The organism is Streptomyces sp. NBC_01171 (assembly GCF_045039805.1).
Taxonomy (GTDB): Bacteria; Actinomycetota; Actinomycetes; order Streptomycetales; family Streptomycetaceae; genus Streptomyces.
Map to the genome: position 1 here is coordinate 5,380,030 of NZ_CP108609.1, position 18,634 is coordinate 5,398,663.

The 18,634-nt window shown below is 73.9% G+C and carries 17 protein-coding genes; 11 read left to right on the top strand and 6 right to left on the bottom strand.

The genetic code is table 11. The annotated features are described in order from the left end of the window. Positions 1-15: 15 nt before the first annotated feature. Positions 16-936 (bottom strand): 5'-3' exonuclease H3TH domain-containing protein, encoded by a 921-nt coding sequence (locus OG448_RS24780; RefSeq protein ID WP_405556963.1) that lies wholly within the window; start codon positions 934-936, stop codon positions 16-18. Positions 937-1,123: 187 nt separating this feature from the next. Between OG448_RS24780 and OG448_RS24785 the strand changes: the two genes are divergently transcribed. The 4 genes from OG448_RS24785 (at position 1,124) to OG448_RS24800 (ending at position 5,641) form a co-directional block, all read left to right on the top strand. Then, positions 1,124-2,206: a glycine betaine/L-proline ABC transporter ATP-binding protein gene (locus OG448_RS24785; RefSeq protein WP_405556965.1), complete on the top strand. Its 1,083-nt coding sequence runs from the start codon at positions 1,124-1,126 to the stop codon at positions 2,204-2,206. Beyond that, positions 2,199-4,007 (top strand): ABC transporter permease/substrate binding protein, encoded by a 1,809-nt coding sequence (locus tag OG448_RS24790; RefSeq protein WP_405556967.1) that lies wholly within the window; start codon positions 2,199-2,201, stop codon positions 4,005-4,007. Before OG448_RS24785 ends, OG448_RS24790 begins: the two co-directional genes overlap by 8 nt. Positions 4,008-4,349: 342 nt before the next feature. Further along, positions 4,350-4,922: a helix-turn-helix domain-containing protein gene (locus OG448_RS24795; RefSeq protein ID WP_405556969.1), complete on the top strand. Its 573-nt coding sequence runs from the start codon at positions 4,350-4,352 to the stop codon at positions 4,920-4,922. Beyond that, positions 4,922-5,641 carry a helical backbone metal receptor gene (locus OG448_RS24800; RefSeq protein WP_405556971.1) on the top strand — a complete coding sequence of 240 codons (720 nt, stop codon included), beginning with the start codon at positions 4,922-4,924 and terminating at the stop codon, positions 5,639-5,641. The genes OG448_RS24795 and OG448_RS24800 overlap by 1 nt, the downstream gene beginning before the upstream one ends. Here OG448_RS24800 and OG448_RS24805 read toward each other — a convergent pair. Next, positions 5,553-6,674: a C4-dicarboxylate ABC transporter gene (locus tag OG448_RS24805; RefSeq protein ID WP_405556972.1), complete on the bottom strand. Its 1,122-nt coding sequence runs from the start codon at positions 6,672-6,674 to the stop codon at positions 5,553-5,555. The two genes, OG448_RS24800 and OG448_RS24805, sit on opposite strands and share 89 nt — an antisense overlap. A 70-nt stretch (positions 6,675-6,744) precedes the next feature. Between OG448_RS24805 and OG448_RS24810 the strand changes: the two genes are divergently transcribed. Then, the gene (locus OG448_RS24810; RefSeq protein WP_405556974.1) at positions 6,745-7,659 is read left to right on the top strand and encodes a LysR family transcriptional regulator; all 915 of its coding nucleotides are present in this window, start codon (positions 6,745-6,747) and stop codon (positions 7,657-7,659) included. On the opposite strand, the gene OG448_RS24815 is transcribed toward OG448_RS24810, so the two are convergent. Both OG448_RS24815 and OG448_RS24820 read right to left on the bottom strand, forming a co-directional pair. Next, positions 7,656-8,354 (bottom strand): gamma-glutamyl-gamma-aminobutyrate hydrolase family protein, encoded by a 699-nt coding sequence (locus tag OG448_RS24815; RefSeq protein WP_405558946.1) that lies wholly within the window; start codon positions 8,352-8,354, stop codon positions 7,656-7,658. The genes OG448_RS24810 and OG448_RS24815 overlap by 4 nt on opposite strands. 43 nt (positions 8,355-8,397) lie before the next feature. Next, positions 8,398-9,144 carry a FadR/GntR family transcriptional regulator gene (locus OG448_RS24820; RefSeq protein WP_405556976.1) on the bottom strand — a complete coding sequence of 249 codons (747 nt, stop codon included), beginning with the start codon at positions 9,142-9,144 and terminating at the stop codon, positions 8,398-8,400. Between the two features lie 91 nt (positions 9,145-9,235). Here OG448_RS24820 and OG448_RS24825 point away from each other — a divergent pair, with 91 nt between their 5' ends. The 4 genes from OG448_RS24825 to OG448_RS24840 are packed head-to-tail and all read left to right on the top strand — an operon-like array spanning position 9,236 to position 14,075. Beyond that, positions 9,236-10,594, top strand: coding sequence for a glutamine synthetase family protein (locus tag OG448_RS24825; RefSeq protein WP_405556978.1), 1,359 nt, complete (start codon positions 9,236-9,238; stop codon positions 10,592-10,594). A gap of 54 nt (positions 10,595-10,648) precedes the next feature. After that, entirely contained in the window at positions 10,649-12,019 is a 1,371-nt protein-coding gene (locus OG448_RS24830) for an aldehyde dehydrogenase family protein (RefSeq protein WP_405556979.1), read from the top strand. Then, positions 12,020-12,808, top strand: coding sequence for a 3-oxoacyl-ACP reductase (locus OG448_RS24835; RefSeq protein ID WP_405556980.1), 789 nt, complete (start codon positions 12,020-12,022; stop codon positions 12,806-12,808). 25 nt (positions 12,809-12,833) lie between these two features. Beyond that, a complete protein-coding gene (locus OG448_RS24840; RefSeq protein WP_405556982.1) occupies positions 12,834-14,075 on the top strand; it encodes a haloacid dehalogenase-like hydrolase in 1,242 nt (413 codons plus the stop codon). 19 nt (positions 14,076-14,094) lie between these two features. Here OG448_RS24840 and OG448_RS24845 read toward each other — a convergent pair whose 3' ends face one another. Next, a complete protein-coding gene (locus OG448_RS24845; protein WP_391299863.1) occupies positions 14,095-15,297 on the bottom strand; it encodes an alanine racemase in 1,203 nt (400 codons plus the stop codon). A gap of 275 nt (positions 15,298-15,572) precedes the next feature. Between OG448_RS24845 and OG448_RS24850 the strand changes: the two genes are divergently transcribed. Together OG448_RS24850 and mycP are read left to right on the top strand one after the other, a co-directional pair. Next, positions 15,573-16,760, top strand: a complete 1,188-nt coding sequence (locus OG448_RS24850; protein ID WP_405556984.1) for a hypothetical protein — start codon at positions 15,573-15,575, stop codon at positions 16,758-16,760. After that, entirely contained in the window at positions 16,757-17,926 is a 1,170-nt protein-coding gene (gene mycP / locus OG448_RS24855) for a type VII secretion-associated serine protease mycosin (protein ID WP_405556986.1), read from the top strand. The genes OG448_RS24850 and mycP overlap by 4 nt, the downstream gene beginning before the upstream one ends. On the opposite strand, the gene OG448_RS24860 is transcribed toward mycP, so the two are convergent. Beyond that, positions 17,927-18,616, bottom strand: a complete 690-nt coding sequence (locus tag OG448_RS24860) for a serine hydrolase (RefSeq protein WP_405556988.1) — start codon at positions 18,614-18,616, stop codon at positions 17,927-17,929. Between the last annotated feature and the right edge of the window lie 18 nt (positions 18,617-18,634).

Below are 18,634 nucleotides of genomic sequence, written 5' to 3' on the forward strand. Positions count from 1 at the left end.
GCGCAGGGGGTGCGCTCACGCCTCCAGCGTCGTCAGCAGCCGCTGGAGCGAGCTGCCCAGACCCCAGCAGGCCGCGAGTGCGTCCAGCGCCGCGGGGTCGCGCGGGGTGTGCGGCAGTGCGGTGTCCACCTCGGGCAGGGGGACGTCGTCGGCGACCCGGACGACCTTCGGGGCGACCGCGAGATAGGGGGCCGCCTCGGTCAGGCGCTTGCGCTGGGTCGGGGTGAGCTTCGCCTTCGGGTCGTCCACGGCCGCGACGATCCCGGCCAGGTCCCCGAACTCGGCGAGCAGCTTCGCCGCCGTCTTCTCCCCGACACCGGGGACGCCCGGCAGACCGTCGCTCGGGTCGCCGCGCAGCAGCGCCAGGTCCGCGTACCCCTGGCCGTCCACGCCGTACTTCTCACGCAGCCACGCCTCGTCGGTGAGCTGGAGGGTGCCGACGCCCTTGAGCGGATACAGGACACGGATGGCACGGGCGTCGTCGACCAGTTGGTACAGGTCGCGGTCACCGGTGACGATGTCGACCGGGCCGTCCGCGCGGGCGGTGAACGTGCCGATCACGTCGTCCGCCTCGTATCCGGCCACGCCCACGCGGGCGATGCCGAGCGCGTCCAGCACCTCCTCGATCACCGGGACCTGCGGGGAGAGGGTGTCCGGGACCTCCTCGGCGTCGGGCGCGCCCTCGTGCTCCTCGGCCACCCGGTGCGCCTTGTAGGAGGGGATCAGGTCGACCCGCCACTGGGGGCGCCAGTCGGCGTCCATGCAGGCCACCAGCTTGTCCGGCCGGTGGTCCTTGACCAGGCGGTCGATGAAGTCCAGCAGTCCGCGCACCGCGTTCACCGGGGTGCCGTCCGGCGCCCGCACCGAGTCCGGCACGCCGAAGTAGGCGCGGAAGTACAGCGAGGCGGTGTCGAGAAGCATCAGTCGTCCGGTCACGCTCGCATCATGCCGCACCGCACCGACAGCGGGCCCGCACACCGGGCCCACCGGTGTGACCTGGGACACTTCCGTGTTTGGCTCAAATGCGACCGGGCAGGCGCCGCGCGCCGGAACGAGGCAATTGCTTATCAAGTGACAACTATCCCTCGTCTCCTGCTCCTTGCCACCTAGCCGAGGGACATGCATGACCGCGAGAATCGAAGCGGAACATCTCTACAAGGTGTTCGGCAGACGACCGGACCAGGCCGTGGAACGGCTCGAACAAGGCGCCGACCGCGACGAGCTGCGCGCGGAGGGCAGCACCGCCGCCGTCATCGACGCCTCCTTCGCCGTCGCGCCGGGCGAGATATTTGTTGTCATGGGCCTGTCCGGCTCGGGCAAGTCCACCCTGCTGCGCACGCTGAACGGCCTGCTCACGCCCACCGCGGGCCGGGTCCGCTTCGACGGGCAGGACCTCACCGCGCTCGGCGACCGGGAGCTGCGCGAGGTCCGGGCCAACAAGATCAGCATGGTGTTCCAGCACTTCGCGCTCTTCCCGCACCGCAGCGTCCGTGAGAACGCCGCCTACGGCCTGGCCGTGCAGGGCGTGCCCCGCGCCGAGCGCGAACGCCGCGCCGACGAGGCGCTCGCCCTGTGCGGGCTGGCCGGCTGGGAGGACTCCTGGCCCGACGAACTCTCCGGTGGCATGCAGCAGCGCGTCGGCCTCGCCCGCGCGCTCGCCACCGACGCCGACCTGCTGCTGATGGACGAGTCCTTCAGCGCACTGGACCCGCTGATCCGCCGCGACATGCAGGACCAGCTCCTCGAACTCCAGAAGACACTGCGCAAGACGATCGTCTTCATCACCCACGACCTCAACGAGGCCATGCGCCTGGGCGACCGCATCGCCGTCATGCGCGACGGCCGCATCGTGCAGACCGGCACCGCCGAGGACATCCTGCTGCGACCCGCGGACGACTACGTCGCCTCCTTCATCCAGGACGTCGACCGCTCCCGCGTGCTCACCGCCGCCGCCGTCATGGACACCGACGTGCGCGGCGACGAGGCCGACTGTGCCTGCGAGACCGCCGCGCCCGGCACGCCGTTCACCGAACTGTGCGCGCTCAGCGCCCGCCTGAGCCACCCGGTCGCCGTCCTCGACGCCGACCGCACCCTGGTCGGCGTCGTCCCCGAGAGCCGCCTGGTCGGCTTCCTCGGCGACGAGCAGGGAGATCCGATCGCCTGCGACCACCCCCGCGACGAGAGGAAGGTGACCGCCCGTGCCTAGGCTTCCGCTCGGCGACTGGGTCGACTCCGGGGTCGACTGGCTGGTCGGCCACCTCTCCTGGCTCTTCGACGCCATCCGCGCCGTCCTGGAGGGCATGTACGACGGCATCGACGCCGTCCTCACCGCACCGCAGCCCCTGCTGCTCGCCGGCATCCTCGCCGTCCTCGCCTGGTGGCTGCGCGGACTGCTCGCCGGTGTCCTCGCCTTCGCCGGATTCGCCCTCGTGGACTCCCTCGACCTGTGGGACCGGGCCATGTCCACGCTCTCGCTGGTGCTGGTCGCCACCATCATCGCGCTGGTCATCTCGATCCCGCTCGGCATCTGGGCCGCCCGCTCCCGCGCGGTGAGCGCCACCCTGCGCCCCGCGCTGGACCTGCTCCAGACCATGCCGTCGATGGTGCTGCTGATCCCGGCCATGCTGTTCTTCGGGCTCGGCACCGCCGCCGGTGTCGTCGCCACGCTGATCTTCGCGCTCGCCCCCGGCGTCCGCATGACCGAGCTGGGCATCCGCCAGGTCGACGCCGAACTGGTCGAAGCCGCCGAGGCGTTCGGCACCACACCGCGCGACACCCTGTGGCGGGTACAGCTCCCGCTGGCCCTGCCCACCATCATGGCGGGCGTCAACCAGGTCATCATGCTCGGCCTGTCCATGGTCGTCATCGCGGGCATGGTCGGCACCGGCGGCCTCGGCGGCGCGGTCAACGAGGCCATCGGCCAGCTCGACATCGGCTACGGCTTCGAGGCGGGCGTCGGCATCGTCGTCCTCGCCATCTACCTCGACCGGGTGACCGGCGCGCTCGGCACCCAGCTCTCCCCGCTCGGCCGCCGCGCCGCCGCCAAGGCCCGGCCCACCGCCTGGTCGTACCGGCCGCGCCCGGCCGTCGCCGTCGTCGCGGTGGTCGTGCTCGCGCTGGTCGCGGGCGGACTCGGGGTCTTCGGTCCCGGCGCCACCAAGTCCACCGCGTCCGGTACGGACATCGGCCAGGGCAAGGAGATCAAGCTGGGGTACATCCCGTGGGACGAGGGCATCGCCTCCACCTTCCTCTGGAAGGAACTGCTGGAGCGGCGCGGCTTCAAGGTCAGCGTCACCCAGTACGCCGCCGGCCCCCTCTACACCGGCCTCGCCACCGGCCGCCTGGACTTCGAGACCGACTCCTGGCTGCCCACCACGCACGCCGAGTACTGGAAGAAGTACGGCGACCGGATGGAGGACCTGGGCAACTGGTACGGCTCCACCTCCCTGGAGCTGACCGTCCCGTCCTATGTGAAGGACGTGAACTCCCTGGCCGACCTGAAGGACCACGCCGCCGAGTTCGACGGCCGGATCATCGGCATCGAGCCCAGCGCGGGCATGATGGGCCTGCTCAAGGACAAGGTGCTGGACCAGTACGGCCTCAAGGGCGAGTACCAGGTCGTCGACGGCTCCACCCCGGCCATGCTGACCGAGCTGAAGCGGGCCTACGCCAAGAAGCAGCCCGTGGTCGTCACCCTGTGGTCCCCGCACTGGGCCTACAGCGACTACAAGCTGAAGAAGCTCAAGGACCCGGCCGGCGCCTGGGGCAAGGGCGACACCGTGCACGCCCTCGCCCGCAAGGGGTTCAGCCAGGACAACCCCGAGGTCGCCAAGTGGCTGAAGGACTTCTCGATGACCGAGAAGCAGCTCACCGGCCTGGAGGCCCGCATCCAGAAGGCCGGCAAGGGCAAGGAGCAGGACGCCGTGCGCGCCTGGCTCAAGGAGAACCCGAAGCTGGCCGACACCTGGGCACCGGCCGGCAAGGCCAAGCAGGAAGCCGCCGGATGAGGTGAGGGGGCGGACGCGGCACTCGCGTCCGCCCCCGGCCCGATTTCACCACCGTAGAGATCCGGCCAACCACGGAGCGCCATGGACCCCGCCTCGCGGGAACACCTGGGGCCGCTCGCGCCTTGAAGCAGGTGAACGCCGCGGAACGCGGAGGCAGGACGGAGCGTCCGGCGGCCCGCGGCACTGGCGCGAACCGTGGGGTACCGGCCCCGCGGCGGCGCGGGATGTGAGAGGCGCGTGAAACGGTTTGCCGAACGTGCGTAGGGTGCAGACAACTCAGGACAGGGACGCCCCCGCGGCGTCCGGGCAGCCGCGCCACGCGTGAAGGAGGGAGCCGCAGCGATGGGCGACCACAAAGAGCGACAGCCCGTGCGGGTCGGCGCGGCCGTCCGGCGGCGCCGCCGGACGCTCGAACTCACCCTCGCGGTCGTGGCCGAGCGCAGCGGCCTCTCGGTGCCCTTCCTCAGCCAGGTGGAGAACGACCGGGCCCGCCCGAGCCGTACCTCCCTGGAGAAGCTCGCCGACGCGCTGCGTACCACGGCGGTGGAACTTCTCGCCGCCGCCGACCCCGCGTGCAGCGTGGACGTCGTACGCGGCGAGCCGGTGGCCGACGGCGACTTCGCCGCCCGGACCCGCCCCCTGGTGCGCGGCCACCACCAGTTGCACGCCTCCGAGTTCACCGGCGACCACGACGCGGGCCGCGAGTTCCAGCACCGCAACGACGAGCTGATGTACGTCGCCGACGGCGCGGTCGAGATCGAGGCCGAGGGCCGCGCCTACCGGCTCGGCCGGGGCGACACCCTGTATCTGACCGGCGGTGTCCGCCACCGCTGGCGGGCCACCGTGCCGGACACACGGGTGATCGTGGTGGCCGTGGCCGAGCACATCGAGGCGGTCCAGGACCGGTCCCGGTAGTGCGGGTCGTCTCTCTCGTGCCGTCCCTGACCGAGGCGGTCGCCGTGACGCTGCCCGGTGTCCTCGTCGGGGCCACCGACTGGTGCGAGCGCCCGGCGGACCTCGACGTCGTCCGGATCGGCGGCACCAAGAATCCCGACACCGCGCGGATCGCCGCCCTCGAACCCGACCTCGTGATCGCCAACGAGGAGGAGAACCGCCCCCCAGACCTCGACGCCCTGCGCGCGGCGGGCGTCCCGGTGCTGGTCACCGAGGTGCGCACCGTGGCGCAGGCGTTCACCGAGCTGGCGCGGGTGCTGTCGGCGTGCGGCGCCACGAGCCGGCCCGGCTGGCTGGACGGCGCCGAGGCGGCCTGGGCCGCGCTGCCGGAGTCGCAGCGGCCGGTCAGCGCCGTGGTGCCGGTCTGGCGCCGCCCCTGGATGGTGCTCGGCCGGGAGACCTTCGCGGGCGACGTCCTCGCCCGCCTCGGCGTACGGCACCTGTACGACGGCCACGCCGAGCGCTATCCCCGCATCCCGCTCGAGGAACTGAACGCGGCGGCCCCCGAGCTGGTCGTGCTGCCCGACGAGCCGTACCGCTTCACCGCCGACGACGGCCCCGAGGCGTTCCCCGGTCTCGCCTGCGCCCTCGTCAGCGGACGGCACCTGACCTGGTACGGACCCTCGCTGCGCGAAGCGCCCCGGGTCCTGGCGGAGGCGCTGGCAGCAGCGCGCCGCTGAGCAGGCCGCGCACGGTACCGGTGGCCGCCGCGGCCCAGGCCATGAGCAGCAGGGCGTACAGGGCGACCGCCAGCCCGGTGTACACCGTCAGGCCGGTGTGCCGGGCCAGGGAGGCCGCGCCGGTGACACAGGTGCCCACCGGGAAGGTGAACGCCCACCAGGTCAGCGCGAAGCGCATGCCCCGCCGCCGTGCCCGCACCACCTGCGCGGCGGCGAACGCCAGCCACAGCAGCGCGAACCCCGTCACCGGCACCCCGTACAGCACGGCGAACACCGCGAGCCCCCGGTCGTACGGCGCCGGGGCCACCCCCGGCGCCAGGTCCGCGAGCGCGCCGGTGGCGGTGGTGGACTGGCCCAGCGGGCCGAGGACCAGGAACAGGGCCGGGGTCAGGGTGAGCGGCAGCGGGCCGTGGAGCAGCAGCCGGGCGAGGAGCAGCGGCAGCATCAGCAGCGTGGCCAGCAGGCTCAGCCCGAACAGCGCCAGACAGCCCAGCAGCAGGGTCTCCCGGGGCTGGCCGGGCGGCAGATACGGCACCAGGGCGGGGCCCAGCGCGGCCGACACCATCGGCGCGACGAGCGGCAGCAGCCACACGGGGGTGGCGTCGGCGAGGACGGGCCGGTGCCGGGTCACCATCAGGTACGGCACCGCAACGGCCGCCGCCAGGCCGAGTGCCGTACCGGCCGTGAACAGGACGGCGTCCAGGGCCACGGCCGCCTGTGTGCCGATCCAGTACCGGCCGGCCGAGAGCGCGCCGCCGCCGACCGCGAGGAGGGCCATGGCGGCGCAGCCGTAGAAGGGGGCCGTCGCCGGGTCGAGGAGATGGGCCCGGGCCTGGTCGCGGTGGTGGGTCCAGTGCAGGGCACGGGCCGCGAGGAGGGCGAGCAGCAGGAGCAGGGAGAGGGTCCACAGGGCGGCGCAGAGCCAGCGGACGTGGGAGGGGAGGGTGGCGCCCGCCGAGCCGACGATCGCCGTGCCCATGACGGCGGCGTACCAGTTCGGGCCGAGGTGGCGGAGGCGGGCTGCGGTGACCATGGGATCAGCCTCCTGGCACGGGTCGGCGCTGACCAGGGAGTTCGCTTCTATGAGGGCATAAGGTGGTCTTATGAGCGAAGAGCAGGCGAGGAGCGGCTCGCTGGCGCACCGGGTGCCCGATCTGGGGGCGCTGGAGCTGCTGCTGGCCGTGGCCCGGCTGGGCAGCCTCGGGGCGGCCGCGCGTGAGCTGGGCATCACCCAGCCCGCCGCCAGCAGCCGGCTGCGCTCGATGGAACGGCAGCTCGGCGTCGCCCTGGTCGACCGCTCCCCGCGCGGCTCCCGGCTCACCGACGCGGGCGCCCTGGTCACCGACTGGGCGCGGCAGGTCGTGGCGGCGGCCGAGGTGTTCGACGCGGGTGCGCAGGCGCTCCGGGCGACACGGGACTCCCGGCTGCGGGTAGCGGCCAGCATGACCATCGCCGAGTACCTGCTGCCCGGCTGGCTGCTCGCGCTGCGCGCCGGGCGGCCGGACACGGCGGTGTCGCTGCTCGCGGGCAACTCGGCCAAGGTCGCCGAACTCCTGCTGGCGGGCGAGGCCGACCTCGGTTTCGTGGAGGGGCTGACCGTCCCCATCGGTCTGGACTCGGCCGTCATCGCCCACGACCGGCTCACCGTCGTCACCGCCCCCGCCCATCCCTGGGCCCGCCGCCCCCGTCCCGTGACGACGTCGGAACTCGCCGCCACCCCCCTCATCCTCCGCGAACGCGGCTCCGGCACCCGCCAGGTCCTCGACGCCGCCCTCGGCGCTCCCGCCCGCCCCCTCATCGAACTCTCCTCCACCACGGCCGTGAAGGCAGCCGTGATCAGCGGCGCGGGCCCCGCCGTCCTCAGCGAACTCGCCGTCGGCGAGGAACTCTCCACCCGCCGCCTGATCGGCATCCCGGTGGAGGGCGTATCCCTGCGCCGGGACCTGCGCGCGGTGTGGCCCACGGGCCACCGGCCCACCGGACCGGCGCGGGATCTGCTGTCGCTGACCCGGACCTAGGACCCCGTACCGCCCGCCGCAGCGACCAGCGCCCTCATCACCCGGTCGTCCGTGCCCATCTCCGGGTGCCACTGGACGCCGAGCACCCAGCCCTCGGCGGAGGGGAGTTCGACGGCCTCGATCGTGCCGTCGGCCGCGTGGGCGGAGGGGGTGAGCCCGGGGGCGAGGCGGTCGATCGCCTGGTGGTGGTAGGTGGGGACGCTGGTGCCGTCGGGCTGGACGGTTGCGTACAGGGTGCCCGGTACCGGGTGGACCGGGTGGGCGCCGAAGACGCCGACCGCTTCCGTGTGGCCGTCGAGGTGCTGGACGAGGGTGCCGCCGAGGGCGACGTTGAGGAGCTGCATGCCCCGGCAGATGCCGAGGAGGGGGACGTGGGCGGTCAACGCGGCCTGGATCAGCGCGAGTTCCCAGGCGTCGCGCTCCGGGGCGGGCGGGCCGCAGCGGGGGGTGCGTTCGGCGCCGTAGCGGGCGGGGTCGACGTCGGGGCCGCCCGCGACGACCACGCCGTCCAGGCGGGCCACCACCTCCGGTGCCAGCGCCGGGTCGTCCGGGGGCAACAGGGCGGGGAGGCCGCCGGAACGGCTCACCAGGCGGGGGTAGGCGGCGGGGAGGAGGGCTGCCTCCAGTTCCCAGACGCCCCAGCGGGCGCCCGCCTCCAGATACGTACTCACGCCGATCAGCGGCCGTCCGCCCATGTGCCCTCCAAAGGTGCTCACGCATACCTTTGCAGAGCCGGGGTCAGGCCAGGAAGCCCCGCAGCAGTGCCGCCGTACCCGCGCAGTGCTCGCGCGCGATCTCCCGAGCCGCTTCCGCGTCCCCCTCCAGTACCGCCTCCACCAGCGCGGTGTGCTGCCGCTGGGAGTGCTCCAGGTTGCGTACCAGCAAGGGGATGCAGTCCAGCAGGTCGTTGACGCCCGCCCGGACCGCCGCGTACTGCGCGGCCAGCGACGGGGAGCCGCACAGCTCCGCCAGGGTCAGGTGCAGCAGGGTGTCCCGGCGCCGGTAGTCCGCGAGGGGCGCGTCGCGGGTGTGGTCCAGCGCCCGCCGCAGCCGGCCCGCCCCCTCCTCGGGCAGCCCGTGCGCCGCGCACAGCCCGGCCGCGCCCACCTCCAGCACCTCGCGGAAGCGCAGCACGTCCTCGATGTCGACCTCGGCCGTGCGGCGCCGCAACTCGCCCTCGCCGACCCCGTCCGCGCGGCGCAGTACGAACGTGCCGCCGTACCGCCCGCGCCGCGACTCCACCAGCCCCTGGTCGTGCAGCACCCGCAGCACCTCGCGCAGCGTCACCCGGCTGATGCCCAGCCTCTCGGCCAACTCCCGCTCGGCGGGCAGCCGTCCACCGTCGGGGACGAGGCCCAGCCGGACCACCTGGAGGACCTGCTCCAGCGCCTCCTCGAAGCCGTTGCCCGCCCGCACCGGCCGCAGCACCGCGGCGAGCCGGTCGCTCCCCTCTCCCGCCTCCCGCGCACCCGTCTTCCCCGCCATCCGGTCGCGCCCCCTTCCCAAGCAATGGTTCCCCGCCATACCTTATGGCTCCCCGCCGGACCGCGCGCAGCACGTCCCAGGAGGCTCTCCCGTGGCAGACCGCACACCCCCGCTGAGCATCGAGGAGCTGCGGGCCCTAGTCGCCGGCGGTGAGATCGACACCGTCGTGCTGGCCTTCCCCGACATGCAGGGGCGGCTCCAGGGCAAGCGGTTCGCCGCCCGCTTCTTCCTCGACGAGGTACTCGACCACGGCACCGAGGGCTGCAACTACCTCCTCGCGGTCGACACCGAGATGAACACCGTCGACGGCTACGAGATGTCCTCCTGGGACCGGGGCTACGGCGACTTCGCCATGCGCCCCGACCCGGCCACCCTGCGCCGCCTGCCCTGGCACCCCGGCAGCGCGCTGCTCATGGCCGACCTCGCCTGGGAGGACGGCGCCCCGGTCACCGCGGCCCCGCGCCAGATCCTGCGCCGTCAACTGGAGCGGCTCGCCGGGCTGGGGTACACCGCCCAGGCCGGTACCGAGCTGGAGTTCATCGTCTTCCGGGACAGCTACGAGCACGCCTGGGACACCGGTTACCGGGGGCTGACCCCGGCCAACCAGTACAACATCGACTACTCCATCCTCGGCACCGGCCGCGTCGAGCCCCTGCTGCGGCGGCTGCGCAACGAGATGGCGGGCGCGGGCCTGACCGTCGAGTCCGCCAAGGGGGAGTGCAACCCCGGCCAGCACGAGATCGCCTTCCGCTACACCGACGCCCTGCGCACCTGCGACCAGCACGCGGTGTACAAGACGGGGGCCAAGGAGATCGCCAGCCAGGAGGGGATGGCGCTCACCTTCATGGCGAAGTTCAACGAGAAGGAGGGCAACTCCTGCCACATCCACCTCTCGCTCGCCGGCGAGGACGGCCGCAGCGTGATGGCCGAGGGCGACGGCATGTCCGAGGTGATGCGGTACTTCCTGGCCGGACAGCTCGCCGCGCTGCGCGACTTCTCGCTGCTGTACGCGCCGAACATCAACTCCTACAAGCGCTTCCAGCCCGGCTCCTTCGCCCCCACCGCCGTCGCCTGGGGCCACGACAACCGCACCTGCGCGCTGCGCGTCGTCGGCCACGGCCCCTCGCTGCGCTTCGAGAACCGGCTGCCCGGCGGTGACGTCAACCCGTACCTCGCCGTCGCCGGACTCGTCGCCGCCGGGCTGTACGGGGTCGAGCAGCGGCTCGAACTGCCCGAGCCCTGCGCGGGCAACGCCTACACGGCCGACTACGAGCACGTGCCCACCACCCTCCGCGAGGCCGCCCAGCTCTGGGAGACCAGCCCCATCGCCAAGGCCGCGTTCGGCGAGGACGTGGTCGCCCACTACGCCAACATGGCCCGCGTCGAGCTGGCCGCCTTCGACGCCGCCGTCACCGACTGGGAACTGCGCCGCTCCTTCGAACGCCTGTGAACAGCCCGCCGCCTGTGAACATCCCCGTGAACGCCCGTGAAAGGTGACACCTCCTTGACGGACCCGCACGAACTCCAGGTGGTCGACCCGGCCACCGAGGAGACCCTCGCCACCGTCCCCGCCGCGAGCGCCGAAGACGTGGCCGCCGCCGTCGCCCGAGCCGTCCCCGCCCAGCGCGCCTGGGCCGCCCTCGCCCCCGCCGACCGCGCCCGGCTGCTGCGCCGCTTCGCCGACACCGTCGACGCGCACACCGAGGAACTCGCCCTGCTGGAGGTCCGCGAGGCCGGCCACACCCTCGGCAACGCCCGCTGGGAGGCCGGCAACGCCCGCGACCTGCTGCTCTACGCGGCAGGCGGCGCCGAGCGCCTGACCGGCAGCCAGATCCCGGCACCCGGTGGCTGGAACGTCACCTTCCACGAACCCCTCGGCGTGGTCGGCGTCATCGCTCCGTGGAACTTCCCCATGCCCATCGCCGCCTGGGGCTCCTTCCCGGCGCTCGCCGCGGGCAACGCCGTCGTCCTCAAGCCCGCCGAGACCACCCCCCTCACCGCGCTCCGCCTCGCCGAACTCGCCCTGGACGCGGGCCTGCCCGAGCACCTCTTCCAGGTACTGCCCGGCTACGGCCACACCGCCGGACGCGCCCTGGTGGACCACCCGGACATCGCCAAGATCGTGTTCACCGGCTCCACCCGCACCGGACACGAGGTCGCGGAGCGCTGCGCCCGGCACCTCAAGCCGGTCACCCTCGAACTCGGCGGCAAGAGCCCCAACATCGTCTTCGCCGACGCCGACCTGAAATCCGCCCTCGACCCCTTCTCCTTCCTCGACAACGCCGGCCAGGACTGCTGCGCCCGCACCCGCATCCTGGTCCAGCGCGAGGTCTACGACGAGGCCCGCGCCTTCCTCGCGGACGCCCTGGCCGCCGTGGTCGTCGGCGACCCGGCCGACGAGAGGACACAGATGGGTCCGCTGATCTCCGGCACCCAACGGGACCGCGTCCGCTCCTACGTCCCCGACGGCGCCCCCGCCCTGCGCGGCACCGCCCCGGACGGACCCGGCTACTGGTTCCCGCCGACCGTGCTCACCGACGCGGCCCCCGACAGCCCGGCCGCCCGCGAGGAGATCTTCGGGCCCGTCGCCGTCCTGCTGCCCTTCGACGACGAGTGGGACGCGATCCGGCTCGCCAACGACACCCCCTACGGGCTCTCCGGGTCCATCTGGACCCGCGACCTGGGCCGCGCCCTGCGCGTCTCCGGGGCCGTGCGCGCGGGCAACCTGTCCGTCAACTCCCACTCCAGCGTCCGCTACTGGACACCGTTCGGCGGCTTCAAGCAGTCCGGACTGGGCCGCGAGCTCGGCCCGGACGCCCTGACCGCCTTCACCGAGACCAAGAACGTCTTCCTCAGCACGGAGGGGCCCGCTTAAGTGACCGAGACCGAAGCTCCCGTCTGCCGCCGCCTGGTCGGCCGTACCGCCGTCGTCACCGGAGCCGGCAGCGGCATCGGGCTGGCCACCGTCCGCAGGCTCGCCGCCGAGGGCGCCCGCGTGGTCTGCGCCGACATCGACGAGACCAGCGGCAAGGCCGCCGCCGAGGAGGTGGGCGGACTGTTCGTCAAGACCGACGTCACCGACCCCGGGCAGGTCGAGGCGCTGTTCAAGGCGGCCCACGACACCTACGGCAGCGTCGACATCGCCTTCAACAACGCCGGCATCTCCCCGCCCGACGACGACTCCATCCTGGACACCGGCCTGGAGGCGTGGAAGCGGGTGCAGGAGGTCAATCTGACCTCCGTCTACCTGTGCTGCAAGGCCGCCCTGCCCTACATGCGGCGCCAGGGCCGGGGGTCCATCATCAACACCGCCTCCTTCGTGGCACGGATGGGCGCGGCCACCTCCCAGATCTCCTACACCGCCTCCAAGGGCGGGGTGCTCGCGATGTCCCGCGAACTCGGGGTGCAGTTCGCCCGCGAGGGCATCCGGGTCAACGCCCTGTGCCCCGGCCCGGTCGACACCCCGCTGCTCCAGGAGCTGTTCGCCACCGACCCCGAGCGGGCCGCCCGCCGCCTGGTGCACATCCCGCTGGGCCGGTTCGCCCGGGCCGACGAGATCGCCGCCGCCGTCGCCTTCCTCGCCAGCGACGACGCCTCCTTCGTCAACGCCACCGACTTCCTGGTGGACGGCGGCATCTCCGGCGCGTACGTCACCCCGCTCTAGCCGAAAGGTGTACGGTCCCCGTCCCATGCGACAGCTACTCGCCTGGTCCCTCGCCGCGGCCGCCGCCCTCGCGGCAGCCCCCGCCCTCGCCCCCACCGCGGCGGCAGTCGACTCCAAGTGCCCCAAGTTGAGCACCAGTTGGTACGGGCACAACCGCGCCCATCTGCAGCAGGTCATCGACGCCTACGGCACCTGTTCCGGACACCGCGGCGCGGTAGCCGCGTTCGACTGGGACAACACCGTCACCAAGAACGACGTCACCGACGCCACCCTCTCCTGGGCCCTGCGGCATGACGCGCTGCCCCGGCCCGCCCGCTGGAAGGACACCAGCGCCTGGATGACCGACGCCGGGGACCGGGCGCTCACCGCAGCCTGCGGCACCGGCGCGGGCGGCTCCCTGCGCACCTCCGACCGGCCCAGGTGCACCGACGAGATCGTGGAGATCCGGGAGAAGGGCACCACGATGAGCGGCGCCGCCGCCTTCGCCGGGACCTGGAACCACCGGCGCACCGTCCCGCAGTACGCGTGGGTGCCCCAGCTCTTCGCGGGCCGCACCCCGGCCCAGCTCTCCTCGTACGCGGCCGCCGCCCGCACCGAGGCGCTGGCCGCGCCCGTCGGCGCCACCCGCACCCTGGGCACCCACACCGTCCCGGCCTACGTCCGCTACTACGACCAGCAGCGCGACCTCATCCGCACCCTGCAGCGGGCCGGGTTCCGGGTGTACATCGTCTCGGCCGGCTCCGAACCGGTCACCGAGGTGTGGTCGCGCGGGGTCGGCGTCGACGCCGCGCACACCATCGCCATCCGCTCCGTCCTGGACCACCGCGGCCGCATCACCACCCGCAACGAGGGCTGCGGCGGGATCGGGGTGAACAAGGGCGAGGTCATCCCGTACATCGACGGCAAGCGGTGCTGGATCAACCAGGACATCTACGGAATCCACGGACCCGCCGCCTGGCAGAAGCAGCCGTGGAAGAAGCGGATCGCCGTCGGCGGCGGCGACGCGGACACCGACGTCACCTTCGTCTCCGACGCCACCGGCGCCCATCTGGTCCTCAACCGCAACAAGGCCGAGCTGATGTGCCGGGCCTACGACGACGCGGACGGCCGCTGGGTGATCAACCCGATGTTCATCGAGCCGCTGCCCCGCAAGACCGCCCCGTACCCCTGCTCCACCACCGCCTACAACGCCCCGGACGGCGGCCACACCCCGCTGCTCCGCCCGGACGGCTCGGTGGTGCCGGACCAGGCGGACACGGTCTACTGAGCCCGTCTCTCGGGGGCCGTCACAGGAAGGTGTGCCCCTCGCCCCGGTAGGTGGGCACGGTCGCCGTGACCGTGTCCCCCTCCACCAGGTGCAGCACGTCGAACCGCTCGCACAGCTCGCCCGCCTTGGCGTGCCGGAACCACACCTTGTCGCCGATCAGCAGATCGTCGGCGGGTGAGCCGAGCAGCGGGGTCTGCACCTCCCCGGCGCCCTCCTGCGGGTCGAAGCGCAGCCCCTCCGGCAGATACGGCACCGGCAGCCGGTCCGGGCCCGCCGCGCCCGACGCCGGGTAGCCGCCGCCCAGCACCGTCACCGCGCCCACACCGGGACGCCGGACCACGGGGAGCGCGAACAGGGCGGCCGGACGGCCCGTGAACGACGTGTAGTTGTCGAACAGCCGGGGCACGTACAGCCCCGAACCGGCCGCGATCTCGGTCACCGCGTCCTCGGCCGCCGTGTGCTGCACACTGCCGGTGCCGCCGCCGTTCACGAACTCCAGCTCCGGCGCCACCGCCCGCACCGCCCGTACGGCCGCCCCGCGCCGCTCGGCCAGCTCCCGGCGGGCCGCCGCCTGCATCAGCCGGACCGCCCGTGAGCGCACCGGATGCCCGGCCACCGCGTCCCCGACCCCGGCCACATGACCCTCGTACCCCATGATCCCCACCAGCCGGAAGCCCGGACGCCGGGCCACCGACCGGGCCAGCTCGGCCAGTTGGGCGGGGGAGTGCAGCGGGGAGCGGCGGGCGCCCACCCGGACCCGGCCACCGAACAGACGCAGCGAGGTGTCCAACTCCAGGCAGACCCGCACCACTTCACGTCCACCGGCACGGGAGGCGTCGATCAGGTCGAGCTGGGCCACGTCGTCCACCATGACCGTGACCGAGGCGGCCAGCTTGGGGTCGGCGGCCAGCTCCGCGTACCCCGCCCGGTCGGCGGACGGGTAGGCCAGCAGCACGTCGTCGAAACCGGAGCGCGCCAGCCACAGCGACTCGGCCAGCGTGAACGACATGATCCCGGCGAAGCCCTCCCGCGCCAGCACCCGTTCCAGCAGGGCCCGGCAGCGGACCGACTTGGAGGCGACCCGGATCGGTTTGCCGTTCGCCCGGCGCACGAGGTCGGCCGCGTTGGCGTCGAAGGCGGCCAGATCCACGAGGGCGAGCGGGGCGTCGTAGGCGGCGGTGGCCCGGTCGTACCGGGCCCGGTCGGCGGCACGCGCAGTCATGACGGCAGCCTGCCAGACGCGATTACCCGAGGGTAGGGGGATGTTCCGGGCAGATGCCCCGGCAGCCTCGGCCGGTTCCGTCCAGGCGGCCCCGAACCCGTAAAGTGACGCGCACGTACGGCGGAAAACACCCGGCCGCAGCGCTGAACCGGGATGCCGGTGGAGCCGTACGGGTATGCGTGCCCCGGACGGAACTCGTCCGCCGGGCCGCGGCCGCCTCACCGGGGTGGCCCGCGTACGAGCAGTCGGCCCGGTCGCCAGGAAACGGGGGGTGCATGAGCACGGAAGCGCGCCGCGCCCCGTTCCCTCCGCGCCCCACCGAGGACCCCGCATCCGCCGAGCCGGAACCCCCGGTCGAGGACGAGCCCTCGGTGTTCGCCCCCCGCCGTCCCCTCGAACGCCCCCGCGAGACCCGGCCCCCGGTCCCCGAGGCCCGGCTCACCACGCCTCCGCCACCCCCGCCGGCCTCCGCCCGCTTCCCCGACGCCCCGCCGGCCCGCACCCCGGCCGAGACACCGACGGAGACCACCACCCGGCTGCGGCCCGTACCGGCCGACCCGGAGCCCGTCGTACAGGTGCCGCCCCCGCCCGCCTGGAGCCCGGCGCCCGCGCCGGACCCCGCCCTCTCCTGGAACGCCCCCTGGCCGGTCGGCGCGTTCGGGCAGCCCGAGCCGTACGAGGAACCCGTGCGCGGCCTCGGCCCGCTGGCCCGGCTGCGCAGCCGCACCGGCGTCGCCGCCGTCTGCGTCGTGCTCGGGCTCGGCCTCATCGGCGGTGCGCTGGCCGGGAGTTGGCTCACCGGGGAGGACGGCGACCGCACCGCCGACAGCGGCTTCGCCGCCGCCGGGGCGCTCTGGCACAACGTGCCCGTCGACCAGCTCTTCCCGCCCACCGTGAAGGGCACCGGCGCCGGACCCGGCGGAGCCGACCGGAGCTGGACCCGGATCGCGGTGGCCCCCGACACCGGCTGCGCAGGAGCCTTCGACCCGCTGCTGGCGCGCGCCCTCGCCCCCGTCGGCTGCGGCCGCCTGCTGCGCGCCACCTACACCGACGCCACCCAGACCCATGTCACCACCGTGGGGCTGCTGTTCACCAAGGCCGACCCCGCCGCCATGGCCGGGCTCGCCGCCCGCTTCCGCACCGAGCGCCTGGACCGGCGCACCGACCTGCTGCCCCTGCCGTACGCCGCCAAGGGCACCCCCGCCGCCGGGTTCGGCGCCAAGCAGCGCGCGAGCTGGACGGTCAGCGTCCTCACCGACGCCCCCATCGTCGCCTTCGCCGTCTCCGGCTGGGCCGACGGCCGCACCGTCGACACCCCGCAGCCCGCCCCGGACGCCGTCCGCTCCGGCGCCACCTCCGCACCCGCGCAGGCCGGACTCGGCAACGAGGCTCAGGGACTCGCCGACCGCATCCAGCGCAAGCTCCGCCAGACCGTCAGCCCGGCCACGGAGAAACCGTCATGAGGCGCCGTACCCGCACCGCGTCCAGTCTGCTGCTCGCGGCCGGCCTCGCCCTGCTTCCCGCCACCGCCGCCCACGCCGACTCCATCCGCGCCCAGCAGTGGGGGCTGTCCGCGCTCCACCTCGACGAGGCGTGGCGCACCACCCAGGGGCAGGGCGTCACCGTCGCCGTGCTCGACACCGGTGTGGAGGACGACCATCCCGACCTCGCGGGCAACGTGCTGCCCGGCAAGGACATGGTCGGCTTCGGCGCCGGACCCGGTGACCGCGCGTGGGCCCGGCACGGCACCGCCATGGCCGGCATCATCGCCGGTCACGGGCACGGACCCGGCGACGGCGCCGGGATCATGGGCGTCGCGCCCAAGGCGAAGATCCTCCCCGTGCGGGTCATCCTGGAGGACAAGGACCCCGCCCGCGCCAAGGCCCGCGTCACCCGCGGCAACGCCCTCGCCGACGGCATCCGCTGGGCCGCCGACCACGGCGCCGACGTCATCAACCTCTCCCTCGGCGACGACTCCGACTCCGCGCACCCCGAGGCCGCCGAGGACGAGGCCGTGCAGTACGCCCTCGGCAAGGGCGTCGTCGTGGTCGCCTCGGCGGGCAACGGCGGCGACAAGGGCGACCACGTCTCCTACCCGGCCGCCTACCCCGGCGTCATCGCCGTCACCGCCGTCGACCGCTACGGCACCCGCGCCTCCTTCTCCACCCGCCGCTGGTACGCCGCCGTCAGCGCGCCCGGCGTGGACGTCGTCATCGCCGACCCCGACCACCGCTACTACGAGGGCTGGGGCACCTCGGCCGCCTCCGCCTTCGTCTCCGGCGCGGCGGCCCTGCTCAAGGCCGACCGCCCGAGGCTGACCCCGCCCCAGGTCAAGAAGGTGCTGGAGGACACCGCGCGGGACGCCCCCACGGGCGGCCGCGACGACTCCCGTGGCTTCGGCATGATCGACCCGGCCGCCGCCCTCAAGGCCGCCACGAACCTCGAGCCGGACAACCCGCACCCCGCCGCCTACGGCAAGAAGTACTTCGGCCCGGGCCCCGACACCCACGACTCCGCCACCTCCGGCACCGGCTGGGCGGCGTGGCTCGCGGGCGGCGCGGGCACCGCGCTCCTGATCGCGGCGGCCGCGGTGATCTGGCGCAACCGCAGGCCGGGCATCCCCGGCTGATCAGGCGGGACCGGCGAACGCCCGTACCGCCGCCCGCGCCGCCGACTCCACCAGGGCGATGCCCTCCGCGTGGCTCGGCGCGCCCTCGGTGAGGACCGCCAGGAGGCGGTCGCCGTCCGTCCCGGACGCCCGGCCGACGCTGTGCACGACCCAGCGGCCGGTCGAATCGCGGGGGAACCAGCCGTTCTTCAGGGCACCAGGGCCCACTGCCGAGACGCCCCACCGCTGGTCGGGCACCACCGAGGCCATCAGGGCGGCCAGAAAGGCGCACGAGGCCGGGGTCAGTACGGGGGAGGGGGCGAACACGTGCTGGAGCAGGGTCAGTTGGTCCTGTGCGGTGGTGCGGGTCAGGCCCCAGTAGCCGTTCGTGCCGCCCACCGTCGCGGTGAGGCCGAGGCGGCGGTGGGCCGCGTCCAGGCCGGGGGCGCCACCGATCCCGTGCCACAGCGCGGTCGCGGAGTCGTTGTCGCTCCGGCCGATCATCCGCGCGGCCCGCTCCCGCTCGACCGCCGTCAGGGCCCGGCCCGCGTCCTGGGCGCCGAGCAGCAGCGCGGCCAGGATGCCGACCTTGACCACGCTCGCCGCGTCGTAGGAGCCGTCGCCGTACACCGCGCGCCTGCCGGAGCCCGGATCGAGCACCCCCACCGACAGCCGGGCCCCCTCGGGGACCTCCACGCTCAGCGATCGCATCGACGCCTCCCGTCGGCT

Excerpts from the sequence above, each read along its gene's own strand:
- OG448_RS24785 (WP_405556965.1), top strand. The coding sequence starts at position 1,124 with ATGACCGCGAGAATCGAAGCGGAACATCTCTACAAGGTGTTCGGCAGA.
- OG448_RS24795 (WP_405556969.1), top strand. The coding sequence starts at position 4,350 with ATGGGCGACCACAAAGAGCGACAGCCCGTGCGGGTCGGCGCGGCCGTC.
- OG448_RS24805 (WP_405556972.1), bottom strand. The coding sequence starts at position 6,674 with ATGGTCACCGCAGCCCGCCTCCGCCACCTCGGCCCGAACTGGTACGCC.
- OG448_RS24810 (WP_405556974.1), top strand. The coding sequence starts at position 6,745 with ATGAGCGAAGAGCAGGCGAGGAGCGGCTCGCTGGCGCACCGGGTGCCC.
- OG448_RS24815 (WP_405558946.1), bottom strand. The coding sequence starts at position 8,354 with ATGGGCGGACGGCCGCTGATCGGCGTGAGTACGTATCTGGAGGCGGGC.
- OG448_RS24820 (WP_405556976.1), bottom strand. The coding sequence starts at position 9,144 with ATGGCGGGGAAGACGGGTGCGCGGGAGGCGGGAGAGGGGAGCGACCGG.
- OG448_RS24840 (WP_405556982.1), top strand. The coding sequence starts at position 12,834 with ATGCGACAGCTACTCGCCTGGTCCCTCGCCGCGGCCGCCGCCCTCGCG.
- OG448_RS24845 (WP_391299863.1), bottom strand. The coding sequence starts at position 15,297 with ATGACTGCGCGTGCCGCCGACCGGGCCCGGTACGACCGGGCCACCGCC.
- OG448_RS24850 (WP_405556984.1), top strand. The coding sequence starts at position 15,573 with ATGAGCACGGAAGCGCGCCGCGCCCCGTTCCCTCCGCGCCCCACCGAG.
- mycP (WP_405556986.1), top strand. The coding sequence starts at position 16,757 with ATGAGGCGCCGTACCCGCACCGCGTCCAGTCTGCTGCTCGCGGCCGGC.
- OG448_RS24860 (WP_405556988.1), bottom strand. The coding sequence starts at position 18,616 with ATGCGATCGCTGAGCGTGGAGGTCCCCGAGGGGGCCCGGCTGTCGGTG.